Origin of the sequence: Aureimonas ureilytica DSM 18598 = NBRC 106430 (assembly GCF_000382705.1) — a bacterium.
GTDB lineage: Bacteria > Pseudomonadota > Alphaproteobacteria > Rhizobiales > Rhizobiaceae > Aureimonas > Aureimonas ureilytica.
This window is the reverse complement of record NZ_ARQE01000006.1, coordinates 17,016-40,719: the sequence shown is the minus strand read 5'-3', so window position 1 is coordinate 40,719 and position 23,704 is coordinate 17,016. Positions and strand designations below refer to the sequence as shown.

General features: G+C 66.1%; 25 protein-coding genes. 14 read left to right on the top strand and 11 right to left on the bottom strand.

Annotated features, from left to right (window positions below; all coding sequences use genetic code 11):
• Positions 1-76: 76 nt before the first annotated feature.
• Both B146_RS0113825 and B146_RS0113820 read right to left on the bottom strand, forming a co-directional pair.
• The gene (locus B146_RS0113825) at positions 77-1,024 is read right to left on the bottom strand and encodes a DnaJ C-terminal domain-containing protein (RefSeq protein WP_019997044.1); all 948 of its coding nucleotides are present in this window, start codon (positions 1,022-1,024) and stop codon (positions 77-79) included.
• A gap of 179 nt (positions 1,025-1,203) precedes the next feature.
• Positions 1,204-1,629, bottom strand: a complete 426-nt coding sequence (locus B146_RS0113820) for an RT0821/Lpp0805 family surface protein (RefSeq protein WP_019997043.1) — start codon at positions 1,627-1,629, stop codon at positions 1,204-1,206.
• Positions 1,630-1,704: 75 nt separating this feature from the next.
• On the opposite strand from B146_RS0113820, the gene pdxH reads away from it, so the two are divergent.
• Positions 1,705-2,322: a pyridoxamine 5'-phosphate oxidase gene (gene pdxH, locus B146_RS0113815; protein ID WP_026358599.1), complete on the top strand. Its 618-nt coding sequence runs from the start codon at positions 1,705-1,707 to the stop codon at positions 2,320-2,322.
• Positions 2,323-2,370: 48 nt separating this feature from the next.
• Here the strand turns inward: pdxH and tldD are convergent, their stop codons facing one another.
• Positions 2,371-3,786: a metalloprotease TldD gene (gene tldD, locus B146_RS0113810; protein ID WP_019997041.1), complete on the bottom strand. Its 1,416-nt coding sequence runs from the start codon at positions 3,784-3,786 to the stop codon at positions 2,371-2,373.
• A 106-nt stretch (positions 3,787-3,892) separates the two neighbouring features.
• Complete coding sequence (locus B146_RS0113805) at positions 3,893-4,387, bottom strand: invasion associated locus B family protein (RefSeq protein ID WP_019997040.1); 495 nt, start codon at positions 4,385-4,387, stop codon at positions 3,893-3,895.
• A 308-nt stretch (positions 4,388-4,695) separates the two neighbouring features.
• Between B146_RS0113805 and coxB the strand changes: the two genes are divergently transcribed.
• The 11 genes from coxB (at position 4,696) to rnhA (ending at position 13,827) form a co-directional block, all read left to right on the top strand.
• Positions 4,696-5,640 (top strand): cytochrome c oxidase subunit II, encoded by a 945-nt coding sequence (coxB, locus tag B146_RS0113800; protein ID WP_019997039.1) that lies wholly within the window; start codon positions 4,696-4,698, stop codon positions 5,638-5,640.
• Between the two features lie 20 nt (positions 5,641-5,660).
• On the top strand, positions 5,661-7,268 hold the full coding sequence (gene ctaD / locus B146_RS0113795; RefSeq protein WP_019997038.1) for a cytochrome c oxidase subunit I: 1,608 nt from the start codon (positions 5,661-5,663) through the stop codon (positions 7,266-7,268).
• Positions 7,269-7,385: 117 nt separating this feature from the next.
• The gene (locus B146_RS0113790) at positions 7,386-8,318 is read left to right on the top strand and encodes a heme o synthase (RefSeq protein ID WP_026358597.1); all 933 of its coding nucleotides are present in this window, start codon (positions 7,386-7,388) and stop codon (positions 8,316-8,318) included.
• Positions 8,319-8,320: 2 nt separating this feature from the next.
• On the top strand, positions 8,321-8,476 hold the full coding sequence (locus tag B146_RS0113785; protein ID WP_026358596.1) for a hypothetical protein: 156 nt from the start codon (positions 8,321-8,323) through the stop codon (positions 8,474-8,476).
• Positions 8,469-9,077, top strand: coding sequence for a cytochrome c oxidase assembly protein (locus tag B146_RS0113780; protein ID WP_019997035.1), 609 nt, complete (start codon positions 8,469-8,471; stop codon positions 9,075-9,077). Before B146_RS0113785 ends, B146_RS0113780 begins: the two co-directional genes overlap by 8 nt.
• Before the next feature lie 77 nt (positions 9,078-9,154).
• Complete coding sequence (locus B146_RS0113775; RefSeq protein WP_019997034.1) at positions 9,155-10,036, top strand: cytochrome c oxidase subunit 3; 882 nt, start codon at positions 9,155-9,157, stop codon at positions 10,034-10,036.
• An 89-nt stretch (positions 10,037-10,125) separates the two neighbouring features.
• Positions 10,126-10,521: a DUF983 domain-containing protein gene (locus B146_RS0113770; RefSeq protein WP_019997033.1), complete on the top strand. Its 396-nt coding sequence runs from the start codon at positions 10,126-10,128 to the stop codon at positions 10,519-10,521.
• Positions 10,505-11,293 (top strand): SURF1 family protein, encoded by a 789-nt coding sequence (locus tag B146_RS0113765; protein WP_081630992.1) that lies wholly within the window; start codon positions 10,505-10,507, stop codon positions 11,291-11,293. Before B146_RS0113770 ends, B146_RS0113765 begins: the two co-directional genes overlap by 17 nt.
• Before the next feature lie 54 nt (positions 11,294-11,347).
• Positions 11,348-12,376: a 4-hydroxy-3-methylbut-2-enyl diphosphate reductase gene (gene ispH / locus B146_RS0113760; protein ID WP_019997031.1), complete on the top strand. Its 1,029-nt coding sequence runs from the start codon at positions 11,348-11,350 to the stop codon at positions 12,374-12,376.
• Between the two features lies 1 nt (position 12,377).
• A complete protein-coding gene (locus tag B146_RS0113755; protein ID WP_019997030.1) occupies positions 12,378-13,349 on the top strand; it encodes a homoserine kinase in 972 nt (323 codons plus the stop codon).
• A 13-nt stretch (positions 13,350-13,362) separates the two neighbouring features.
• Positions 13,363-13,827, top strand: a complete 465-nt coding sequence (rnhA, locus tag B146_RS0113750; RefSeq protein WP_026358595.1) for a ribonuclease HI — start codon at positions 13,363-13,365, stop codon at positions 13,825-13,827.
• Between the two features lie 8 nt (positions 13,828-13,835).
• Here the strand turns inward: rnhA and B146_RS0113745 are convergent, their stop codons facing one another.
• Positions 13,836-14,321 (bottom strand): peroxiredoxin, encoded by a 486-nt coding sequence (locus B146_RS0113745; RefSeq protein ID WP_019997028.1) that lies wholly within the window; start codon positions 14,319-14,321, stop codon positions 13,836-13,838.
• A 15-nt stretch (positions 14,322-14,336) separates the two neighbouring features.
• Positions 14,337-15,026 (bottom strand): protein-disulfide reductase DsbD domain-containing protein, encoded by a 690-nt coding sequence (locus tag B146_RS27830; protein ID WP_019997027.1) that lies wholly within the window; start codon positions 15,024-15,026, stop codon positions 14,337-14,339.
• Between the two features lie 214 nt (positions 15,027-15,240).
• Here B146_RS27830 and B146_RS0113735 point away from each other — a divergent pair, with 214 nt between their 5' ends.
• Positions 15,241-15,849 carry a YqgE/AlgH family protein gene (locus B146_RS0113735; protein WP_019997026.1) on the top strand — a complete coding sequence of 203 codons (609 nt, stop codon included), beginning with the start codon at positions 15,241-15,243 and terminating at the stop codon, positions 15,847-15,849.
• 43 nt (positions 15,850-15,892) lie between these two features.
• Here B146_RS0113735 and B146_RS0113730 read toward each other — a convergent pair whose 3' ends face one another.
• The 4 genes from B146_RS0113730 to thrC are packed head-to-tail and all read right to left on the bottom strand — an operon-like array spanning position 15,893 to position 22,167.
• A complete protein-coding gene (locus tag B146_RS0113730) occupies positions 15,893-18,769 on the bottom strand; it encodes an EAL domain-containing protein (protein WP_019997025.1) in 2,877 nt (958 codons plus the stop codon).
• A 32-nt stretch (positions 18,770-18,801) separates the two neighbouring features.
• Positions 18,802-19,443: a GNAT family N-acetyltransferase gene (locus B146_RS0113725; RefSeq protein WP_019997024.1), complete on the bottom strand. Its 642-nt coding sequence runs from the start codon at positions 19,441-19,443 to the stop codon at positions 18,802-18,804.
• Between the two features lie 10 nt (positions 19,444-19,453).
• Positions 19,454-20,761 (bottom strand): M16 family metallopeptidase, encoded by a 1,308-nt coding sequence (locus tag B146_RS0113720; protein WP_019997023.1) that lies wholly within the window; start codon positions 20,759-20,761, stop codon positions 19,454-19,456.
• Entirely contained in the window at positions 20,758-22,167 is a 1,410-nt protein-coding gene (gene thrC, locus B146_RS0113715; RefSeq protein WP_026358593.1) for a threonine synthase, read from the bottom strand. Before thrC ends, B146_RS0113720 begins: the two co-directional genes overlap by 4 nt.
• 143 nt (positions 22,168-22,310) lie before the next feature.
• Between thrC and B146_RS26115 the strand changes: the two genes are divergently transcribed.
• Positions 22,311-22,892, top strand: coding sequence for a PQQ-binding-like beta-propeller repeat protein (locus tag B146_RS26115; protein ID WP_155897506.1), 582 nt, complete (start codon positions 22,311-22,313; stop codon positions 22,890-22,892).
• Positions 22,893-22,910: 18 nt separating this feature from the next.
• Here B146_RS26115 and B146_RS0113705 read toward each other — a convergent pair whose 3' ends face one another.
• Positions 22,911-23,594, bottom strand: coding sequence for an HAD family hydrolase (locus B146_RS0113705; RefSeq protein ID WP_019997020.1), 684 nt, complete (start codon positions 23,592-23,594; stop codon positions 22,911-22,913).
• Positions 23,595-23,704 lie beyond the last annotated feature (110 nt).

Genomic DNA, 23,704 nt, shown 5'->3' with positions numbered 1-23,704 from the left:
TATGGCATAGGCAACCCAGACCAGCAAGCTTGCCTGACGCTTCCTTCACCCGCCGCGTCGCAAACGCGTGGCCCGATCAGCCCCTCGCGTCGCGATGCTTTTGCATGAGCGCGACCAGATCCGGGTCGGGTGAGGCGGGAAGCGACACGACCAGCGAGACGAGAATATCGCCGCGCCCGCCATCTTTCCGCGTCAGGCCTTTTCCTTTCAACCGCAACGTCTTGCCGGTGTTGGTCCAGGGTTGGATCTTCGTCGCGACCCGGCCTTCCAGCGTGTCGATCGTGATTCGCCCGCCCAGAACCGCGTCTTCCAACTCGACGGTCTGTTCGGCCACGAGGTCGCGGCCTTCGACGCTGAAGCGGGCGTGATCGACGAACTGGATCGTCACCAGCGCATCGCCCGGCTGGCCGCCCGCGACCGGCGCCGGCTGGCCCTGGCCGCGCAGGCGGATCACTTGCCCATCCTCGACGCCTTCCGGCAGCCGGATGGCGAGTCGCTTGCCGGTCGGAAACACCGCCTCGACCTTTTCGTCCGACACGACGTCTTCGAGGCGCACGCGCAGCGTCGCGTTGATGTCCTCGCCCTTGGTGGCGCCGTTGCGCGCCGAGGAGAACCCCCCGCCGGCCCGGCCCGCCTTGCGGCCGCCGAAGGCCTGGTCGAAGAAGTCCGAGAAGATGCCCTCGCCGAACTCGGCGCCGCCGTTCCGGAAGTCGAACCCGCCGCCCGTGCCCCGCGTCTGGCCGAACGGATTACCGCCCGCGCCCGCGCCGCCACCGAACCCGCCGAAGCCCTGAAACTTCGGCTTGCCCTCCGCGTCGATCTCGCCGTTGTCGAACTTCTCGCGCTTTTCCTTGTCGCCGAGAATCTCGTAGGCCTGATTGGCCTCGTTGAAGCGGGAGGCGGCGGAGGGGTCGTCCGCATTGGCGTCGGGATGGTATTTCTTGGCGAGCTTGCGGAAGGCGGATTTGATCTCGCTTTCCGTGGCGGTCTTGGCGACGCCGAGAACGGTATAGGGGTCGCGCATGGAGTGTCGGAATCCTGTCTGATGCTTGGGCGCGCGAAGCCATCCGGCTCGGCGCAACCGGCTTTCGATTGGCGTTGACCGCTATATGGCGAGAGTCGGAAAAGAAATGAAGTCCCGCATTTTTCGCGATTTACGCGCCGAAATGCCGTGCGGATGCGCGCTGAGTCGGCCGAAACGGCTCAGCCGCCCTCGTTGAAGCGGGTCAGCGTCCATTCCCCGCTGCCGCGCGTGCAGGCCTCGCCATTGTAGACGGCGACGCCGTCGAATCGCTGGCGCGAGGTCTTGAAGCTGCGGCAGATCTGGTCGCCGGCGCGCGTTTCCTGAATGCCGGTGATCGTGCCGGTCGCGCCCGTATCGGTGTTGCTCCAGGCCAGAGGCTCGGCCGAAGCGCGATCGAGATTGGCCGCCGACACGGCGTTGCGCACGGTCAGCCCGTCGGACTGCGTCTCCGGCGACGGAAGGGACTCGTCCGGCTTCACGGATGCCGTGTGGAGCGAGTGATCGACCTTGGCCGCTTCCTCCAGCGCCGCACCCGATATCACGGTGCAGCCGCCCAGAAGCGTCAGAGCGCAAGTCGCCGCCAGGGCCTTCCAAATCCCGTGCATGTCGCCGTTTAACCTTTACCGTTCGGTTCGTTCGGTTCTACGAAGCCGAAACGGGAACAGGAGAGTGCGGGAATGATGCTCAAAACGGCCTTAACGTTTGGTGAAACCGAGTTGCCGGCCGATCCGTTCGCGGCCTTCGAGATCTGGCTCCGCGAGGCGGAAAGCACCGAACTCAACGATCCCAACGCCATGTCGTTGGCGAGCGTGGACGCGGATGGATTGCCCGATGTGAGAACGGTGCTCCTGAAGGGCGTCGATGCCCGTGGCTTCGTGTTCTACACGAATTTCGAGAGTCGGAAAGGGGAGGAACTGCTCGGCCAGCGCAAGGCGGCACTCCTCTTCCATTGGAAGTCCCGGCGCCGTCAGGTGCGGGTGCGCGGCACGGTCGAGACCGTCAGCGATGCGGAGGCCGACGCTTATTTCCAGACCCGCGCGCGGGTCAGCCGTCTTGGCGCCTGGGCCTCGCAGCAATCCCGGCCGCTCGCCTCGCGCGAGGAGCTGGAACAGCGCGTCGCGGAACTCGATCGCCGCTTTCCCGGCGATGACATTCCGCGCCCGCCGCACTGGTCCGGCTTGCGCGTCATTCCCGTCCAGTTCGAGTTCTGGCAGGACGGCGCCTTCCGTCTTCATGACAGCTATCGTCTCCTGAAGGACGAGAGCGGGGAGTGGGCCGCGACGCGGCTCAACCCTTAAAGAAAGAGGGGAGGGAGGAAGGCCTCGCTTCCGCCCGGTCGGCGCCGTTCAGGCTTCCGTTCCGCCCACGGTGATCTGATCCATGCGCAGATGCGGCTGGCCGACGCCGACCGGCACCCATTGGCCGGCCTTGCCGCAATTGCCGATCCCGGCGTCGAGTTCGAGATCGTTGCCGACCATGGACACGCGGTGCATCGCGTCCGGCCCGTTGCCGATGAGCATGACGCCCTTCAGGGGCTCGCCGACCTTCCCGTCGCGCAGGCGGTAGGCTTCGGTGCAGTTGAAGACGAACTTGCCCGAGGTAATGTCCACCTGACCGCCGTTGAAGGAAACGCAGTAGATGCCGTCCTTCACGGATTCCAGGATTTCCGCCGGCGCGTGCGAGCCGGCCAGCATCATCGTGTTGGTCATGCGCGGCATCGGCGCATGGGCGTAGGACTGCCTCCGTCCGTTGCCGGTCGCCTCCATGCCCATCAGGCGCGCGTTCTGGCGGTCCTGCATATAGTTGACGAGCTTGCCGTCCTCGATCAGCACGGTGCGGTTGGTCGGCGTGCCCTCGTCGTCGATCGTCAGCGATCCGCGACGCTCGGTGATCGTGCCGTCGTCCACGACGGTCACGCCCTTGGCGGCGACGTTCTCGCCGAGAAGGCCGGAGAAGGCGGACGTCTTCTTGCGGTTGAAGTCGCCCTCCAGCCCGTGGCCCACGGCTTCATGCAGCATGACGCCCGGCCAGCCGGCGGCGAGGACGATGTCGAAGGTTCCGGCGGGCGCGGCGACCGCTTCCAGATTGACCTTCGCGCAGCGCAGCGCCTCGTCGGCCAGAGCCTGCCAGCGATCGACCGCGATGAACCCGTCGAAGCCGAGCCGTCCGCCCGCTCCCGCCGATCCGGTCTCCTGCCGGTTGCCGCGCCCGGCGACGACCGCGATGTTCACGCGCACCATGGGGCGGGTGTCCTGCATCCACTGCCCGTCGGCGCGCAGGATCTCGACCACCTGCCATTGCGCGGCGACGGACACGCTGACCTGCCGCACCTCTTCGTCCTTCGTGCGAAGATAGCTGTCAATGTCCTGGAGAAGTTTGACCTTCGCTTCGAAGCTCGGCGTGGGGATCGGGTTCTCGTCGCCATACAGACGACGATTCGTGCCGCGCGGCGCTTCGGCCGCGACACCCTCATGGCCGGTTCGCACGGCCGTCACGGTGCTGGCCGCGCGGCGAAGCGCCGCGTCGGACAGGTCGCCCGCATGCGCGTAGCCGATCGCTTCGCCCGCCACGCAGCGCAGGCCGAAGCCCTGGTCGGTGGAAAAGTCGCCGGCCTTCAGACGGCCATTGTCGAACACGAGCGATTCCTGCTCGCGATATTCCAGAAACAGCTCGCCATCGTCGGCGCCCCGCAACGTGTCGGAAACGAGCGCTTCGAGCTGCGCGCGGGACATGTCGAAGCGATCGACGAGGGAAAGGGACATGGCAAGGCTCCGCAGGGGATGACGTGGCTTCCAGATAGGGACGCCGCCGCCGCCTGTCATCCGCGTTTCACGCCGGAGCCGTCAAAGAGAGCCGCTCAGGGAACGGTCAGGGGAGGGCGGCGAAGCCTTCCGCAAAGCCGTTCAGCTCGACCGGAATGCCGATGCCCTCTTCCGGCGTCTGGAACACGATGAAGGTGGCGGCCTTGCCGGTAGACAGGGTCTGGCGCAGCGTGTCGTCGAGAATGACCTCGGCGTAGCACCCGTCCTCGAAGCAGCGCACGAACTGTGCGCGGCCGATATCCTTGCCGTCCACATAAAGACCGAGGCCGTTGGGCAGGAGAATGCCGAGCGGCGCGAGAACCCGCAGGATCTGCGCCTTGCCGTCGGCGGTCTTCAGCGCAAGGACCGACAGCCCGACCTCGGGCCGGTCTTCGGCCACGACGTTCTGCAGGAGCGCGCATTGCTCGCCCGCAGCGCCCGCCGGCTGGTCGCACACCACAGCCCAGGCGCCATGCTGCGATTTCACCGTTCCGGTTTGTGCCTTCGCCGCCATGGGCATCATGAACAGGAGGGCGGCGGCCGAGGCGAGGAGGGTCTTCATTGGGTCTTCCCGGTGCGACGCCATCCGGAATCAGCGTCAGAATGAAAGCAAAGGTTAAAGCATGACGGCGCGCGGCGTCGAGACGGCGCGCGCCGACGACGCCTCAAGGGAGGCAACGCGGCCACAGACCCGCTTATGTCGCAACGGCGCGTGGCGCCGTCTTGTTGCGAAGGCGGCGGTTTCATGGTTGAACCAAGCTCTAGCTGCACATTAGCGGCATTCGAATTCCTGGGAGGTTTCACCGGGATTCGGGTGCCGATGATTCGTTCGGCAGATCGGGTTCATATGCTTCCACGAGGGGGAGATTCGTGAAGAGAACAGCCCTTGCCGCCCTGTTTCTGGCCACAGCGCCGGTGGCCGCGTCGGCGCAGGATTCCGCGATTCATCCCGGACAGCCGCATCCCTGGCAGATGGGCCTTCAGGAGGCCTTGTCGCCTATCGAAGCGCAGATTCACTGGTTCAGTGATTATACGCTCTGGTTCATCGTACCGATTACGATCTTCGTCGCGGCGCTGCTGGCCTATGTCAGCGTGCGCTACGCCGAGGCGCGCAATCCGAACCCGTCGCGCACGAGCCACAACACCACGATCGAGATCATCTGGACCGTCGCTCCGGTTCTGATTCTCCTGTGCCTCGCCATTCCCTCGTTTCAGCTTCTGACGTCGCAATACAATCCGCCCCGCGAGCCGGAACTGACCGTGAAGGCGACGGGCTACCAGTGGTACTGGGGCTACGAGTATCAGCCGGCGCAGACGAACCCGGCCGCGGCCTCCGCCGCAGCCGGCACGGCGGCGAACCCGGCCGCGCCCGAGGCTCAGCCCGTGTCCTTCCTGTCCTATCCGCTCGCGGAGGACGCGCGCGACGGCGCCGGCAAGCAGGACAAGGGCCTCTACCCGCGCCTTCTCGCCGTGGACAACGAGATGGTGATTCCGGTCGATACCGTGGTGCGCCTTCTCTCGACGGCCGGTGACGTCATCCATTCCTTCGCTCTGCCTTCGCTCGGCGTGAAAGTGGACGCGGTTCCCGGTCGCCTGAACGAATACTGGTTCGAGGCGAACCGCGAGGGGATCTTCTACGGCCAGTGCTCGGAACTCTGCGGCGCCAGCCATTACAATATGCCGATCGCCGTGCGCGTGGTCAGTCGGGCCCAGTTCGACACCTGGCTCGCCAATGCCGCGACGAATGTACAGAACGCCAACGCCCAGCTTTCGGCCGAGATCGCCCAACAGGCGCCGGTCGTGGCGGCGCGCTGAGAAAGCCGGGGGAAGCACCGATGGATCACGCCACTCCGCACCATCACGCTCATGACGACCACGCCCATCCGAAAGGCTGGGTTCGCTGGGTCTATTCGACCAACAACAAGGACATCGGCATCCTCTATCTGATCTTCGCGATCGTCGCGGGGATTATCGGTGCCAGCCTGTCGATCGCGATCCGCGCCGAGCTCCAGCAGCCCGGCCTCCAGATCTTCGGCAATCCGCAGGTCTTCAACGTCTTCACCACGGCGCATGGTCTGGTGATGGTGTTCTTCCTCGTCATGCCCGCGCTGATCGGCGGCTTCGGAAACTATTTCGTGCCGATCATGATCGGCGCGCCGGACACGGCCTTCCCGCGCATCAACAACATCGCCTTCTGGATGCTGCCGCCCTCGCTGCTGCTTCTGATCCTGTCGATGTTCGTGGAAGGTGCCCCCGGCGCGAACGGCGCGGGAACGGGTTGGACGCTCTACCCGCCTCTGTCCACCGCCGGTCATCCCGGGCCGGCCGTCGATCTCGCGATCTTCGCGCTGCATCTCTCGGGCGCTTCATCGATCCTCGGCGCGATCAACATGATCACGACGATCCTCAACATGCGCGCTCCCGGCATGACGCTGCACAAGATGCCGCTCTTCGCCTGGTCGCAGCTCGTGACCGCCTTCCTGCTGCTGCTCTCGCTCCCGGTTCTCGCCGGTGCGATCACCATGCTTCTGACGGACCGCAATTTCGGCACGACCTTCTTCGCGCCGGAAGGCGGCGGCGACCCGATCCTCTACCAGCATCTGTTCTGGTTCTTCGGTCACCCCGAAGTCTACATCATGATCCTGCCGGCCTTCGGCATCGTCAGCCACATCATCTCGACCTTCTCGCGCAAGCCGGTCTTCGGTTATCTCGGCATGGCCTACGCCATGGTCGCGATCGGCGTCGTCGGCTTCGTCGTGTGGGCGCACCACATGTACACGACGGGCATCTCGCTCAACACGCAGCGCTATTTCGTGTTCGCGACGATGGTCATCGCCATTCCCACGGGCATCAAGATCTTCTCCTGGATCGCGACCATGTGGGGCGGCTCGCTGCGCTTCACGACGCCGATGCTCTGGTCGATCGGCTTCATCTTCCTGTTCACGGTCGGCGGCGTGACGGGCGTCAAGCTCGCCAATGCCGGCATGGACCGCGTGCTCCACGACACCTACTACGTCGTCGCGCACTTCCATTACGTGCTGTCGCTTGGCGCCGTGTTTGCCATCTTCGCCGGCTGGTATTATTGGCTGCCGAAAATGAGCGGCTACATGTATGACGAGCGGATCGGGAAGATCCACTTCTGGGTCATGTTCGTGGGCGTGAACCTCGTGTTCTTCCCGCAGCATTTCCTCGGCGCCGCCGGCATGCCGCGCCGCTACGCAGACTATCCGGATGCGTTCGCCGGCTGGAACTTCGTGTCCTCGATGGGCTCCTATGTCTCGGGTGTCTCGGTGCTGATCTTCCTCTATGGTGTCTACGACACCTTCGCGAAGAAACGGCTGGCAGGGGCCAATCCCTGGGGTCCGGGCGCGACCACGCTGGAATGGCAGCTGTCTTCGCCGCCGCCCTTCCACCAGTGGGAAGAGCTGCCGCGCATTCGCTGACGGCGCGGCCACAAGGTCGATCCCGCTTCCGGGCGGGATCGCTCGCCGGAATGAGGCCGGCGATCGGACGGATCGAGGCGCGGCTTGTCGCGCTTCGCCAATGAACAGGAACGTTTCATGAGTGCGATCGACGCGACGGCCATTCGGACCGCTCGTCCGGGGATCAGTCTCGCCGAACCGGGCGACTTCCTGGAGCTTCTGAAGCCACGCGTGATGTCGCTCGTGGTGCTGACCGCCGTCACCGGCTTTCTCGCCGCCCCAGGCCACATGCACCCCGTTCTCGGCTTCGTGTCGCTCCTGGCCATCGCGCTCGGCGCCGGTGGCTCGGGCGCCCTGAACATGTGGTACGACGCCGATATCGATCGCATCATGAAGCGCACCGCCGGGCGGCCCGTGCCCTCGGGTCGGATCACGCCGGGGGGCGCTCTGGCCTTCGGCCTGTCTCTTTCGGTTCTGTCGGTGATGCTTCTCGGCCTCGCGTCGAACTGGTTCGCCGCCGCGTTTCTCGCCTTCACCATCGCCTTCTACGCCGTGTTCTACACGATGGGTCTGAAGCGCCGCACGGCGCAGAACATCGTGATCGGCGGGGCCGCCGGCGCCTTCCCTCCGATGGTCGCCTGGGCGGCGGTCACGGGTGGCGTCTCGGTCGAGAGTTTCGTCCTCTTCCTCATCATCTTCCTCTGGACGCCTCCCCATTTCTGGGCGCTGGCGCTGTTCAAGATGAAGGACTACGGCGCGGCGGGCATTCCGATGCTGCCGAATGTCGCCGGCGAGCGGTCCACCCGCCGGCATATCTTCGCCTATTCGCTGATCCTCGTCCCCGTCGGCGTCCTGCCCTGGGCGCTCGGCTTCGCTGGTCCGGTCTATGGCGTCGCCTCGGTGCTGCTGGGCCTGGAATTCGTGCGCCGCGCCGCGCTCGTGCTGCGGATGCAGGACGGCGATGCAGCCATGGTGCCGGCCAAGAAGCTCTTCGCCTTCTCGATCCTCTATCTCTTCGCGCTCTTCGCCCTTCTGCTCGGCGAAAGCGTCGTCGCCCTGTGGGTCGCCTGACCATGGGTGACGAGGGGGAGAAGGATCACATGCGCCTGACGCAGGAAGAACGCCAGTCTCAGCGTCGTCGGTCGGTGGCGATCGCCATCACGCTGACGGCTCTCGTCGTGCTCTTCTACATCGTGACGCTGTTCAAGATGGCGGGTAACCATGCGTGAGACCGGGGTCGATAAGGGCGGCAAGCTTCGGCGCTACCGCGTCACGGCATTCGGCTGTGCGGCCTTCGTGTGCGGCATGCTCGGTGCCGCCTATGCGTCCGTTCCGCTCTACCAGCTGTTCTGTCAGGTCACGGGCTACGGCGGCACGACGCAGCGCAGCGAAGTCGGCGCGTCGCACGTATCGGACCAGATAGTGAAGGTGCGTTTCGACAGCAACGCCGTCTCGAGCGTGCCTTGGGCCTTCCAGCCGAACGAGCGCGAGATCACGCTGCGGCTCGGCGAAACGCGCCAGACCTCCTACCGGGTGCGGAACACGTCCGCCCATGAGGTCACGGCTCGTGCGACCTTCAACGTGACCCCGCTGCTGGCGGGAGCGTATTTCAACAAGATCCAGTGCTTCTGCTTCACGGATCAGACACTGAAGTCGGGCGAAGAGGTCGACATGCCCGTCGTCTTCTTCGTCGATCCGGCGATCCTGGACGACGCCGATGTCGGCACCTTGCCGACGATCACCTTGTCCTACACCTTCTTTCCGGTCGAGCCGAAGAAGACGCCGGTGGCGGACGCGGCAAGCGAAACGAAGCCGAGCGGGCGCCTCTAGCGCACACCCGGCAAATCGAAGACAGTGAAGTCCCGGCCGCCAGGGACGGTTCGAGGGCGGCAGCGAGGGGGAGAGCGATGGCCGACACGGCACATACGAAGCATCACGACTATCACATGGTCGATCCGAGCCCGTGGCCGGCTCTGGCTTCGCTGGGCGCGTTCTTTCTCCTGTTCGGCGCCGTCGGCCTGTTCCGCTTTCACGCGGGCACGCCCTTCCTCCTGTTCGGCCTGAACTTCGCGACGCCCTGGATCTTTTATGTCGGTCTCGCGATCGTCCTCTACACGATGTACGCGTGGTGGTCCGATACGATCCGCGAAAGCCGGCAGGGCGCCCATACGCCCGTCGTGTCCATGCACCTGCGCTACGGCATGATCATGTTCATCGCCTCGGAGGTGATGTTCTTCGTGGCGTGGTTCTGGGCTTTCTTCGACGCCAGCCTGTTCCCGGGCGAGGCGATCCAGGCGGCGCGCACGCAGGCGCTGGGGGGCGTCTGGCCGCCGAAGGGGATCGAGGTTCTCGACCCGCTCCATCTGCCGCTCTTCAACACGATCACGCTGCTCCTGTCCGGCACGACCGTGACCTGGGCGCACCACGCGATGCTGGAGGACGACCGCAAGTCGCTGATCACCGGCCTCGCGCTCACGGTGGCGCTCGGCGCGATCTTCTCCTTCGTCCAGTACATCGAATACGCTCATGCGCCCTTCGCGTTCAGCGGCTCGATCTATGGCGCGACCTTCTTCATGGCGACCGGCTTCCACGGGTTCCACGTCTTCGTCGGCGTGATCTTCCTCGCCGTCTGCCTTCTGCGGGCCGTGCGGGGGCACTTCACGCCGCACAAGCATTTCGGCTTCGAAGCCGCCGCCTGGTACTGGCATTTCGTGGACGTCGTCTGGCTCTTCCTCTTCTTCGCCGTCTATGTCTGGGGCGGCTGGGGCGGTCAGATCCACGGAGCCTGATCGGACCGAGGTCCGCGACATCTTGAGCGAGAAAGGCGGCCTGGCCGCCTTTTTCATTTCCGCCTTCAAGCCTCGAGGGAAGGGTCCCCATGGACGAGCCCAACCAGCCTTATCCCGGCGTCGATCCGCCTCGGGCCGGTCTTGCGGGGCGCTGCCCGCGCTGTGGCAAGGGGCGGCTTTTCGCGGGCTATCTCCGGCTCGAACCCGTCTGCTCGCGATGCGGCCTCGATCTCGCGCCGCTCGACCAGGCCGATGGCCCGGCCTTCTTCGTCATGTCGATCGTCAGCTTCGTCGTGGTGGGGCTCGCGCTTTACACCGAAGTGACCTTCAGCCCGCCGCTCACCGTGCATCTCCTTCTCTGGATTCCGCTGGCCTTCATCCTGGCGGCGCCGCTGATGCGGCTGGCCAAGGGCTTGATGGTCGGCCTGCAGTTCCGCTCCAGCGCGGCCGAAGGCCGGTGGCACGCGCATGACGACGAGCGCTGACGGCGAGGGCGCGCGGCCTGCCCTGCGCCTCGGGCGAGGGCGAGTCGTGGCGATCTTCGTCACCGGCTTCTGCGCACTCGCGGTGCTGATCGCGCTCGGCGCTTGGCAGGTCGAGCGCATGGGGTGGAAGGATTCGCTTCTCGCCACGATCGACCACCGCATTCACCAGCCGCCCCGTTCGATCGACGCGCTGCTCGCCGGCGAAGCGGCAGGGGAACCCATCGACTACGTGCCTGTGAGCTTGAGCGGCACGTTCGACCATGCGGGCGAGCGCTATTTTCTGGCCACACGCGAGGGTCAGGCGGGCTGGCATGTCTATACGCCGCTTCACCTCCTGGGCTCGGAGCGTTGGCTCTTCGTCAATCGCGGCTTCGTTCCCTATGCGATGAAGGATGTGGCGACACGGTCTGCGGGCAATCCGGCCGGGCTGGTGGACATTACCGGCCTTGCCAGAACCGCGCCGACGGAAAAGCCGGGCTCCTTCCTGCCCGACAACGATCCGAAGCAGAACGTCTTCTTCTGGCGCAACGTCGCGGACATGGAGCAAGGCCTGTCCCTGCCTGCCGACGCGGCCTTGCCGTTCTTCGTGGATGCCGGTTCGGCTTCGTCCACGCCGGGCGGGCCGGTCGGCGGCGTGACGGTGGTCGATCTTCCGAACAACCATCTTCAATATGCGATCACCTGGTTCAGCCTCGCCGCGGCGCTCTTCGTGATGCTCGCGCTCTTCGTGCGGCATCTCCTCACGCGGCCGCGCGACGCGCGGATGGGTTGACAGGACGGGGTGCGATCCCCTCATTCGGGACGAAACCTCCGACCGGAGATCGCCTTGTCCGCGCTCGAAACCAAGCCCCCCCTGACCATCCGCCTGTGCGAACCGCGAGGCTTCTGCGCCGGGGTGGATCGTGCCATCCAGATCGTCGTCCTGGCGCTGAAGCGCTACGGCGCTCCGGTCTATGTGCGGCATGAGATCGTCCACAACAAATATGTCGTGGACGGCCTGCGCCAGATGGGCGCGGTCTTCGTGAAGGAACTCGACGCCATTCCCGACGACGGTCAGCCAGTCGTGTTCTCGGCCCATGGCGTGCCGAAGACCGTGCCGGCCGAGGCCGAGCGCCGCGAGATGCTCTATCTCGACGCGACCTGCCCATTGGTCTCCAAGGTTCACAAGCAGGCCATGCGCCATATGCGGCTCGGGCGGCAGGTGCTCCTGATCGGCCATCGCGGCCACCCGGAGGTCATTGGCACGATGGGCCAGTTGCCCGAAGGCGCCGTGGTGCTGATCGAGACGGAAGAGGATGTCGCGGCCTTCGAACCGGCCGACACGTCCGCGCTCGGCTTCGTGACGCAGACGACGCTGTCGGTGGACGACACGGCTGGAATTCTGGCCGCTCTCCAGGCGAAATTCCCCGAGCTTCATGCACCGGCGTCCGAATCGATCTGCTACGCGACGACCAACCGGCAGGATGCGGTGAAGGCGTCGGCGCCGGGCACCGATCTCTTTTTGATCGTCGGCGCTCCGAATTCTAGCAATTCGCGCCGTTTGGTCGAGGTTGCCGAGAAGGCCGGCTCGCGGCGCGGGCTTCTGGTACAGGGTCCCTCCGAGCTTCCGCTGGACGACTTGAAGCCTGGGCAGATGATCGGCATGTCGGCGGGGGCCTCCGCGCCGGAGGTGCTGACGGACGGCATTCTTGACGCACTGCGCGAGCGGTTCGACGTGCGGATCGAGATCGTGCAGACAGCGATCGAGAACGAGAACTTTCCGGTGATGCGGTCCTTGCGCGACGTGCCACTGACCTCGGCCGACATGGCCTTCGTCAACGGCAACCGCCCGCTGCCCGGCGAAAGGACGAACTGACATGGCCGTCTACACCGAAGTCGGCGAAGCCGAACTCTCCGCGTTCCTGGCCCGCTACGACGTGGGGCGGCTCCTGTCCTACAAGGGCATCGCGGAAGGCGTGGAGAATTCGAACTTTCTCCTGCGGTCCGAAGGCGGCACCTTCATTCTGACGCTCTATGAGAAGCGGGTAAACCGGGCGGACCTGCCGTTTTTCGTCGGCCTGATGGAGCATCTGGCGGGCAAGGGCCTGTCCTGTCCGCTGCCGGTTCAGCCGCGCGAAGGCGACGCGCTCGGCGAACTCGCCGGTCGCCCGGCGGCGCTCTTCACCTTTCTGGAAGGCATGTGGTCGCGCCGCCCGACGGCCGATCAGTGCGGCGCGCTCGGCAAGGCTTTGGCGGGCATGCATCTCGCCGCGAGCGACTTTGCGCTCCGCCGCGAGAACAGCCTGTCCGTCGGCGCCTGGCGCCCGCTGCTCGACGCTTGCGGCGTGGATGCCGACCGGGTGGAGGAGGGGCTCCGGGCCGAGATCGAAGCCGAGCTGAGCGAGCTTGAAGAAGCTTGGCCGAAGGATCTGCCGAGCGGCGTCATCCATGCGGACCTTTTTCCCGACAACGTCTTCTTCCTTCAGGGCGAGCTCTCGGGGCTGATCGACTTCTACTTCGCCTGCAACGACATCCTCGCCTACGATCTGGCGATCTGCCTTTGCGCGTGGTGTTTCGAGCTGGACGGCGCGTTCAACGTCACCAAGGGCCGAGCCCTGATCGAAGGCTACGAGAGCGTTCGCCCCCTGAGCGAGGCGGAACGCACGGCTCTGCCGCTTCTGGCACGGGGCGCGTCGGTGCGGTTTCTCCTGACGCGGTTGTTCGACTGGATCAACACGCCGGCCGATTCCTTCGTGACCAAGAAGGACCCGAAGGAATATCTCCGCAAGTCCCGCTTCCATCGGCAGGTTCAGAGCCTCGCCGATTACGGCGTTTCCACCAAGGCCTGACCGCATGACCGAAATGACCCGAGTCGATATCTTCACCGACGGCGCCTGCTCCGGCAATCCTGGGCCGGGCGGCTGGGGCGCGATCCTGCGGCATGGCGACACCGAGCGCGAGCTTTCGGGCGGGGAGGCGCACACGACCAACAATCGCATGGAGCTTCTGGCGGCCATCGAAGGGCTGGCGGCGCTGAAGCGCGGCTGCGCCGTGCATCTTCATTCCGACTCGCAATATCTGCGCGACGGCATCACGAAATGGATTCACGGCTGGAAGCGCAATGGCTGGCGCACGGCCGACAAGAAGCCGGTGAAGAATGCCGAACTCTGGCAGCGGCTGGACGAGGAGCGCAACCGCCACGAGGTGACGTTCCACTGGGTCAAGGGCCATGCCGGCCATGCCGAGAACGAGCGCGCGGACGAACTGGCGCGCGCCGGCATGGAGCCCTTCAAGCGCAAGCCGGCGAGAATGGCCTCGCCGGCCTGATCGCCGTCTCAGAGCTGCGCCAGAAGCGCCGAGGCCGAAGAGGTCTCGGCCTGTCCGGGCGAGGCTTCGATATTGAGGGCTGCGACCACGCCGTCCCGAACGATCATCGAATAGCGCTTGGAGCGAAGGCCGAGACCGCCGCCCGACAGGTCCGCCTCGAGACCTGCGGCCCGCGTGAAATCGGCGCTGCCGTCCGCGAGGAACAGGATGTGGTCGCCCGCCTCGGTCGCCTTCGCCCAAGCCTTCATGACGAAGACGTCGTTGACCGACACGACCGCGATCGTATCGACACCCTTGGCCTTGAACGCGTCGGCCTGTTCCAGGAAGCCGGGCAGATGGTTCATGGTGCAGGTCGGCGTGAAGGCGCCGGGAACCGCGAAGAGCACCACCGTCTTGCCGGCGAAAATGTCGTTGGTCGTGACGACCTTGGGGCCGTCCTCGCCCGGCGTGCGGAAGTTGGCCTCTGGTAGGCGATCACCGATCGAAAGGGTCATGATGGTCCTTTGCCGTCATTGAGTCGGTCCGTTTCGACCGACCGGAAGCGCGCGGATTAGCTCGCTCTTCTCCCCATCCGTCAACACGAGATCGACCCGATCGAGGCGCGGCGCGGAAGCGGGAGCCGCGAGAACCGGGACGTTCGCGACCGCTTGGCCACCGTCCCGATCGAATTCGGGTGGTCCGAAGGCCCAACTCTCCGGTGCGGCGACGAAGAGGTCGCGCGCGCGGTCGAGCGCAGCCGGAGCACCCTCGATGACCAACCTCTTCTCGTCGCTGGATAGATCGGCTTTCCAGCCGGCGCCGCTCTCGCTCTCGATGGGCAGGGCGTCGAAGGCGCGGCGCACGGCGGCGCGGGTTCCGAGCGAGGCGTCGGGCTCGGCCTCCAGCTGCAACTGAACGGGGACGCAGATGTCGCGGCAGAGCCCGATCAGGAGGCTCGCGCGCAGGATCGGCCGGGCCCCCGCCTGAGGGCTCGCCTCGATCGCGAAGCCGACGGGTTCGGTGTAGCCGAGGCTCTCGATCTCGCCTTCGCGAAAACGCGTGGGGGCGGGGTAGACGAGCTGCGGCGACGCGATGCCCTCGCTCGCACTGAAATCGATCCGGGGCGCGAGGCCGACCGGGCCGGGCGAGACCCAATAGGTCTTCCAGCCCGGCTTCAGATCGATCTCGAGGACGCCGCGCAGCGTCGCCCCGTTGGCCAAGACATGAAGGCTGACACGAGCGCCGTCGACCTCCGCCTCGGATGCGGCCCTAGCGGGGGATGTGAAGGCGCTTGTCGTCAGATAGAAAACCGTGAGGAGGGCGAACGGGAGCCGTCCGCGCCCACCGGACCGGTGCGGAGAATTTTTACGGGACGACACGACTTCTCTCCTGCCGCAGGTGCAAAACGCCTCGGACATCTTTATCTTAGGTCGCATGGACTTCCAGCACATCCGCAGCCAATCCGACGAAGCCTCTTCCCTCGAAGGGCATTTCCTGATCGCCATGCCGGGCATGGAAGATGAGCGCTTCGCGCGATCCGTCGTCTATGTCTGCGCGCATTCGGCGAGCGGGGCGATGGGCTTCATCGTCAACAAGGCCCAGCCATTGAGCTTCGGGACGCTGTTGACGCAGCTCGAAATCGTCAGCGACCCCGACGAAATCCGCCTGCCCGCCAAGGGCGACGAGGTTCCGGTCTGCAATGGCGGCCCGGTGGAGCGGGGGCGCGGTTTCGTTTTGCATTCGGCCGATTACGATTCCGAATCCACGGTCAATGTGGACGAGGGCATCGCGCTGACGCCGACGCTCGATATCCTCAAGGCCATGTCGAATGGCGTCGGTCCGTCCACCGCGATCATGGTTCTCGGCTATGCCGGCTGGGGCGCGGGTCAGTTGGAGGCCGAGATCGCGGCCAATGGCTGGCTCACCTGCCGCGCCGAACTGGACATCGTCTTCGACGCCGAACTCGACAACAAATACACCCGGGCACTCGGCCTTCTCGGCATCAATCCGGCCTTCCTGACGAGCGAAGCCGGCCACGCCTGAGGCGGCCGGTTTCGAGAGGCCTGCGGCGCGGATCGGCTGAAGATCAGCCGACCGCGAGCTTGCGGCCCTGGCGCTCCTGCAACCGCCGGCGCGCTTCCTCCGCCGTCAAGGGCGGCGAGAACATGTAGCTCTGGACATATTCGCAGTTGAGCTGACGAAGGCGCTGCGCGTCGGTTTCGTTGTCGACGCCCTCCGCCACGACCGCGAGCCCGAGCTCGTGCGCCATGGTGACGATCGACTGCACGATGATCGGCTTTTGCGGATGCGCATCGCCCCGCAGGAAGGACTGGTCGATCTTCAGCGTATCGAACGGGAAGCGCATCAGATAGGAGAGGGCGGAATAGCCCGTCCCGAAATCGTCCAGCGACAGGCCGACGCCGATTTCCTTCAACCGCTCCAGAAGCTTGGCCGAGCGCTCGGGATTGTCCATCACGAGCGATTCCGTCAGCTCCAGCTTCAGCGTCTCGGGCGGCAGGGCGTAGCGCTTCAGGATGTGGCGGATGTCGGTCAGGAGATCCTGCCGGATCAGCTGGCGGCTGGAGATGTTGACCGAGCAGAAGAGCTTGGACTGGCCCGGCAGCTTCTGCCAGTCGGACAGGCGCCGCGTCGCCTCGTCGAGCGCGAACTGCCCGAGCTGCACGATGAGGCCCGTGCTTTCCGCCATCGGAATGAACTCGACCGGCGAGACCGGGCCGCGCTTGGCGTGGTTCCAGCGCAGGAGCGCTTCGAAACCGACAATGTCGCCCGTCGAGAGCTTCACGATCGGCTGGAACATCAGCGACAATTCGTTGCGCCCGAAGGCGCGGCGCAGATCGGACTCGAGTTCCACGCGGCCCGTCGAATGCGTCTTGTAGGCCGGGCGGAAGGGCTCGATCCGGTCGCCGCCCAATCGCTTGGCCTGATACATGGCAAGCTCGGCGTCGCGCAGGACCTCGTCGGCGCTGGCGCCGTCCGTCCAGCCCGTCAGGCCGACCGAACAGGTCAGGATGATGTCGCGCTCGCCGAAGGCGATCGGCGCGCGCACGACCTCCCGCAGCGTTTCGGCGAAGGTGCCGACCGCGCCGATTTCGGTCTCCGACATGAGGATCAGGCCGAACTGGTCGCCCGTCAGGCGCGCCAGCGAATCCTGCGGCTTCAGGACGCGCTTCAGGCGGCGGCCGACCGTCAGGAGGATCGTGTCGCCGGTCGCCATGCCGAAATCGTCGTTCACCTGCTTGAAGCGATCGAGATCGATGACGAACAGGGTCGGCCGCACGTCGGGATGGCTCGTGGCGAGCGCCGCGATGGAGTTCAGGCGGTCAATGAAGAGTTCGCGATTGGGCAGGCCCGTGAGCTGGTCGTGGAGCGCATCATGCAGCAGGCGCTCTTCGGCCTTCTTGCGATCCGTGACGTCCTTCAGCGTGCCGACGCAGCGCACCACTTCGCCGTTGGAGCCGAGCACCGGGCGCGCCTGGAGGTTCATCCAGTGGTAATGGCCATCATCGCTGCGGATGCGGAAGTCCTGCGCGATGCGTCCGCGTCGATGCTCCAGGATCGTGTCCAGCGTCACCTTGAACCGGTCGCGGTCGTCCGGGTGCAGGATCGGGAGCCAGTCGCGCGCCGGCCCGTTCATCGCCGCGACCGGCATCCCTGCCAGCCCGTCCGTGTCGGACCCGGCGAAGATGCGGTCCCGCGCGACGTCCCAGTCCCAGATCGCATCGCCCGTGCCGGCCAGCGCCAGGGCGCGGCGCTCCATGTCGGACAGGAGCCCGCTGCCGAAACTGCCATTGCCGGCAAAGGCATGCTGCATCACCGTGAAGCCGATCAGGAGAACGATCAGCACGAGACCGCCGCCGAGCGCGGGCTGGATGATGTCGTTGCGCACCTCGCCCGAGATCGTCAGCCAACCGGTCGCGAGCCAGGCGATGATGAGGAGCCAGGTCGGGATCAGCATGATCGCGCGGTCGTAGCGCACGAAGGAGAGATAGAGGATCAGAAGAAGCCCGACGCCCGCCGTGGTCGCGATCGACATGCGCGCGATGCCGGACGCCATGGGCGGATCGAAGGCGGCCAGACCGCCGAGGCCGAGAAGGCCGACCAGCCAGAGCGCGGTGAAGGCCGACAGAATGCCGTGCCAGCGGTTCAGGTTGAGATAGGCGTAGAGGAAGACGACGAGCGTGAAGGCGAGCGCGACTTCCGTGCCGGCGCGCCAGATGCGCTCCTCGCCCGGCACGATCGGCACGAGCTTCTGCCAGAAGTCGAAGTCGATGCAGATATAGGCCAGCACCGCCCAGGCGAGGGCGGCGGTCGCCGGGAACATCGGCGAGCCCTTCACCACGAAGAGGATGGTGAGGAACACCGCCAGGAGGCCAGCGATGCCGAGCACGATGCCGCGATAGAGCGTGAAGGCGTTGACCGTGTCCTTGTAGGCGTTCGGCTCCCATAGGCGGATTTCGGGCAGCTTGTCGCTGGCGAGTTCCGCGACGAAGGTGATGACCGAGCCGGGGTCGAGCGTGACCAGAAAGACGTCGGCCTCGGGGCTTTCCTGCCGGTCGAGCGCGAAGCCTTCAGACGGCGTGATGGCCACGATGCGCTGCGAGCCGAGATCGGGCCAGATCAGGCCTGACCCGGACAGCCGGAAATGGGGCGCGACGACGAGCCGGTCGATCTGCTCGTCCGTGTTGTTGGAGAGGGCGAAGACGGCCCAGTTGCCGGAGGGCTTGGGCGAACTGGATTCCACCTCGATGCGGCGGACAATGCCGTCCGGCCCTGGAATGGTCGAGACCTGGAAGTTCGCGCCGCGGCCGCGATGGATTTCCACGGCGGGCGCCAGATCGATCGCGACATCCTCGCGCCCGATGCTGACCGGCGAGAAGGCCTGGGCCGGCAGGGCGCCGGCAAGGGCGACGAGCAACCATCCGAACAGCGCGAGAAGCAGCACCGAGGGACGAGCGATTGGGGGCGTGGAGAGCGTCAAAGCTTTGTCCCGGCGAGCGAAAGGTCTGGCTGCGATTCGGCACGATAGCCAGCACTGGCTGCCCAGTCTTCAGCCAGCAAAGAATACAGAAGATGATCCTCCCAGACACCGGCGATTTTCAGGTAGCGCCGCAGATGACCCTCCCGGCGGAACCCGCAGGATTCCAGAAGCGCGATCGACCGAGCATTGCTCGGCACGCAGGCCGCCTCGATGCGGTGCAGCCCTTCGATCTCGAACGCGAAAATCGAGATCGTCCGAACCGCGCGGCTCATGATGCCGCGCCCGGCATGGCGCTCGCCCATCCAATAGCCGAGCGTTCCCGCCTGTGCCACCCCCCGTTGGATGCGTCCGAGGGTGAGGCCCCCATAGAGCGTTTCTCCGGACGGATCGAACACGAAGAAGGTGAAGCTCGACCTCTCGCGGGCATCTCGTCGGTAGCGGCTCAGCCGAAGGCGAAACGCGGTCCGGCTGAGTTCGCTTCCGCTCCAGCTCGGCTCCCAGGGGGTGAGAAAGGCGCGGCTTGCGTCCCGGAGCTCGCGCCAGCGCTCGTAGTCGCCCCGCCGCGGCATCCGCAGGAGGATGCCGGGACCGCTGAGAACAGGCTGCGAGGAAGCCTGGACCCAATCCAGCCAACCCATGTGGTGAGAGTCAGCGGTTGGTGTTGGCCGTCCGCGCCAGGGCGGACGGAACGGGCGCGGCGCCCTGCATCAGCGCTTCGACGGGCGGCAGGCGCGACACCGGGCCGATGGCGGCCAGCGTCGGGACGGCGTCGATGAAGGTCGCCCCCGCGAGGCTCGCCAGTCGCTCGGCGGAAATCGCGTCGAGCCGATCCAGAAGCTCGGTGTTGGAGATGATCGCGCCGTTGAACATGAGCTGACGGGCGATCTGGCCCGCGCGCGAGGCGGGGCTTTCCTGGCTCATGAGAAGGCTGGAGCGCATCTGCGCGCGGGCGCGCACGACCTCCTTCTCGGTGATGCCTTCGGCGGCGCGCACGAGCTGCTCCACGATGACGGGCGCGAGCTCGGCCAGCTCTTCCTCGCCGGTCGCGGCATGGACGCCGAAAATGCCGCTGTCGGAGAAGCTCCAGTGGAAGGCCGAGATCGCGTAGCAGAGACCGCGCGTTTCACGGACTTCCTGGAACAGGCGCGAGGACATGCCGCCGCCCAGGATGATGGACAGGACCTGCGCCGCGTAGAAATCGCGCTGGTAATAGGGCCGGCCCTTGAAGCCGAGCACCATCTGCGCGTCCGACAGGTCGCGCTCTTCGCGGAACTCGCCGCCCGTGTAGAGCGCGGGCGCGCGCTCGATCGGGGAGACGCCGGAGGCGCTTTCGGTGCCGAAGGCGGCCGACACGCGATCCACGATGTCCTGATGCGACACCGCGCCGGCGGCCGAGACCACCATCCGGTCCGGCCCGTAATGGCGCTTCAGATAGGTGCGCAGATCGTCCGGCGTGAAGGAGCGCACGCTTTCGCGGGTTCCGAGGATCGGACGGCCGATCACCTGATCGGCGAAGGCGCATTGCTGGAAATGATCGAAGACGATGTCGTCCGGCGTGTCCTCGGCGGCGCCGAGTTCCTGCAGGACGACCTGCTGCTCGCGCTCCAGCTCTTCCTCGTCGAAGCGCGAATCGAGAAGGATGTCGGAGAGAATGTCGAGCGCCAGCGGCACGTCGTTCTTCATGACGCGGGCGTAGAAGGCCGTGGTCTCGACGCTGGTCGAGGCGTTCAGCTCGCCGCCGACATCCTCGATCTCCTCGGCGATCTGCCGCGCCGAGCGGCGCGACGTGCCCTTGAAGGCCATGTGCTCAAGAAGATGCGCGATGCCGTGCTCGCGCTCGGTCTCGTCACGCGCCCCGGCCTTGACCCAGATGCCCAGCGCCGCGCTTTCCAGCGTCGGCATGGTTTCGGTCGCGACCGTCAGTCCGTTGGAAAGGCGCGTGATTTCGACGCTCATGCGGCGGCCCCGTGACGAACGGCGCGGCTGCGCTCGCGAATATAGGTCTTCAGCGCGTCGAGATCGTTCGGCAGAACGTCGAAGCGCTCGTCGCGGCTCATGAGATCGGCATGGCTCGGCGGCAGCGGCGGCTCGAAGCCGCAGGCCGCCTTCACGGAGGCCGGGAACTTCGCGGGATGCGCGGTGCCGAGCGTGATCATCGCGACATCGCCCATGAAGCGATCGGCCACCGACACGCCGACCGCCGTGTGCGGGTCGAGAAGATAGGCCGTCGTGCCGAGATAGGATCGGATCGTCTCGGCCGTTCCGGTCTCGTCGGTGCGACCGGCGTCGAACTCGGAACGGATCGCGGCGATCATTTCCTCGGGGAGGGTGAAGGCGCGCGACTGCTGGAGCTGCTGCATCAGACGGCGGACGGTGGCCGCGTCGCGTCCGCTCGTCTCGAACAGGAGGCGCTCGAAATTCGAGGAGATCTCGATGTCCATGGACGGGGACATCGTGGCGTGGACGCCTTCCATCTCGTAGCGGCCGGTCTGGAGCGTGCGCTCCAGAATGTCGTTCTGGTTGGTCGCGATCACCAGACGCTCGACCGGCAGGCCCATGCGCTTGGCGGCATAGCCGGCGAAGATGTCGCCGAAATTGCCGGTGGGCACGGTGAAGGACACCGGCCGACGCGGCGCGCCGACGCTGGCGGCGGCGGTGAAGTAATAGACGATCTGGGCCATGATGCGGGCCCAGTTGATCGAATTGACGCCCGACAGCGCGGATTCGGCGCGGAAGGGCGCGTCGTTGAACATCGCCTTCACGAGCGCCTGGCAGTCGTCGAACGTGCCCTCGACCGCGACGGCATGGACATTGTCCATGCCCGCCGTCGTCATCTGCCGCTGCTGGACAGGCGACACGCGGCCCTTGGGGAAGAGAATGAACATGTCCGTGCGCGAGCTGCCGGCGAAGGCCGCGATCGCCGCGCCGCCCGTGTCGCCCGAGGTCGCGCCGACGATCGTCGCGCGCCGCTCGCGCTTGGCGAGGACATGGTCCATCAGCCGCGACAGGAGCTGCATGGCGACGTCCTTGAAGGCGAGCGTCGGACCATGGAAGAGTTCGAGCACGAAATGCCGGTCGCCGATCTGAACCAGCGGCGCCACCGCCGGGTGGCGGAAGGTCGCATAGGCCTCGCGCACCATGCGCTCGAGATCGGCCGGAGCGATGTCGTCGCCCACGAAGGGCGAGAGGATGTCCAGCGCGACGTCGGCATAGGGACGACCGGCGAAGGAGGCGATCGTCTCGGGCGAAAGCGTCGGCCAGGTTTCCGGAACGTAGAGGCCGCCATCCGTCGCGAGGCCTGCCAGGAGGACATCCGCAAAACCAAGGGTCGGAGCGTCGCCCCGCGAACTCACATATCTCAAAGATGACTCCCGTCGGCCCTTTCGGGCCACTCGTTCCGGCAGGTCGGGACGCGCGCCCGTTCCATGCCGAGATTGGTCGCAACTCGGCTGGGTGCCTGATATAGACCGAGCGACCATCCTATGGGAAGAACCGGCCGATGCATATGTCGACACGCAGACCCGTCCCTCATCTGCTTCTCGTTTCGTTGGCGGCCTTCGGCGTCGCCGGCTGCTCCACGTCCGGCGGTGGACTGGCCCCTGCGCCGGCCGCCAATGTCAGCCTTCCGGCCTCGCCCTCGCAGGTCGCCAGCGCGGGCAAGGTTCCCGATTATTGCCCGCAGGTGGCACTACGTGAGGGAACGGCGATCCTGCGCAAGGGCGCCGGGGATTCGATCGACTATGTCGCCTCGATCACCGGCACGACGCGTTCCTGCCGCGAGCGCGACGGCGAGTATCTGATGGAAGTCGGCGTGTCCGGCCGCGTCGTGCCGGGGCCGGTCTCGAAGGGTGGAACGGTCAATCTGCCGGTGCGCGTCGCGATCGTGGACAATGGCAAGGTGGTCTACAGCCAGCTCGGGCAGCAGGGCGTGCTTCTGGATTCCAACGGCGGCGCGATCAACTTCTCCTATGTCGATCGGGCCATCCGCTTCGCGGTCCCCGTGGGGCGCAATCTCACGATTTATGCCGGGTTCGACGAAGGGCCGGCCCCCACGGGCGGCGCGGCCAAGACGGCCAGCCGCCGCTAGAGGCCGGGGAGGCGGCCCTCAGGCCTCCTCCCAGCTCGACAGCGCCTCCACGACGGCGGGAAATTCCGACAATTTGCGGATGACCGTTTCCGCGCCGGCTTCGGCGAGGGCATGACCGTGCCCAGCATAGCTGTGCTGGCCGCCGGTGAAGCCGACCACGCGGCAACCGGCGGCGACGGCCGCCGCGACGCCATGGACCGAATCCTCCAGAACCACGGTCTGGCGCGGTTCGGCGTCGAACTGGCGGCACCCGTAGAGATAGACGTCCGGCGCGGGCTTCGGCCGCTTGGTGCCGACCTCGCGCGACGCATAGACATAGGGGCGGAACCGGTCCCAGAGGCGGGTCGGTTCGAGAACGATCTTCAGCCGTTCGGACGAGGAGTTCGAGCAGATAGCGCGCGGCAGGTCGAGCCGGTCCAGCATGTCGTGGACGCCTGGAATCTCGGTGATCTCGGCGGCAAGACGCCGGTCGAGTTCGACCTTCTGGCGCTCGGCATAATCTTCCGGAAAGCGGATCCCGGCCTCCGCCGTCAGAAGCTCCAGGATGCGATCCTGCGTCAGGCCGGCGAAGCGCTCGGCGACCTCGCCGGCCGAAATCTCGTAGCCGAGTTCCTTCAGAAGCGCCGCGTCGACCTTGGCGGAAATGATTTCCGAATCGACGAGAACGCCGTCGCAATCGAACAGGATCAGGGAAAGAGCCATCGAGACTGCCTTTCAGGAGCGTGCCGGGCACCGGGAGAAACGCCGTCGGCATCGAAGGCGCCGTGCGTCGTTGGGACCATCCCGCCGAACGCTCGGCTCGGCTGCGTCGG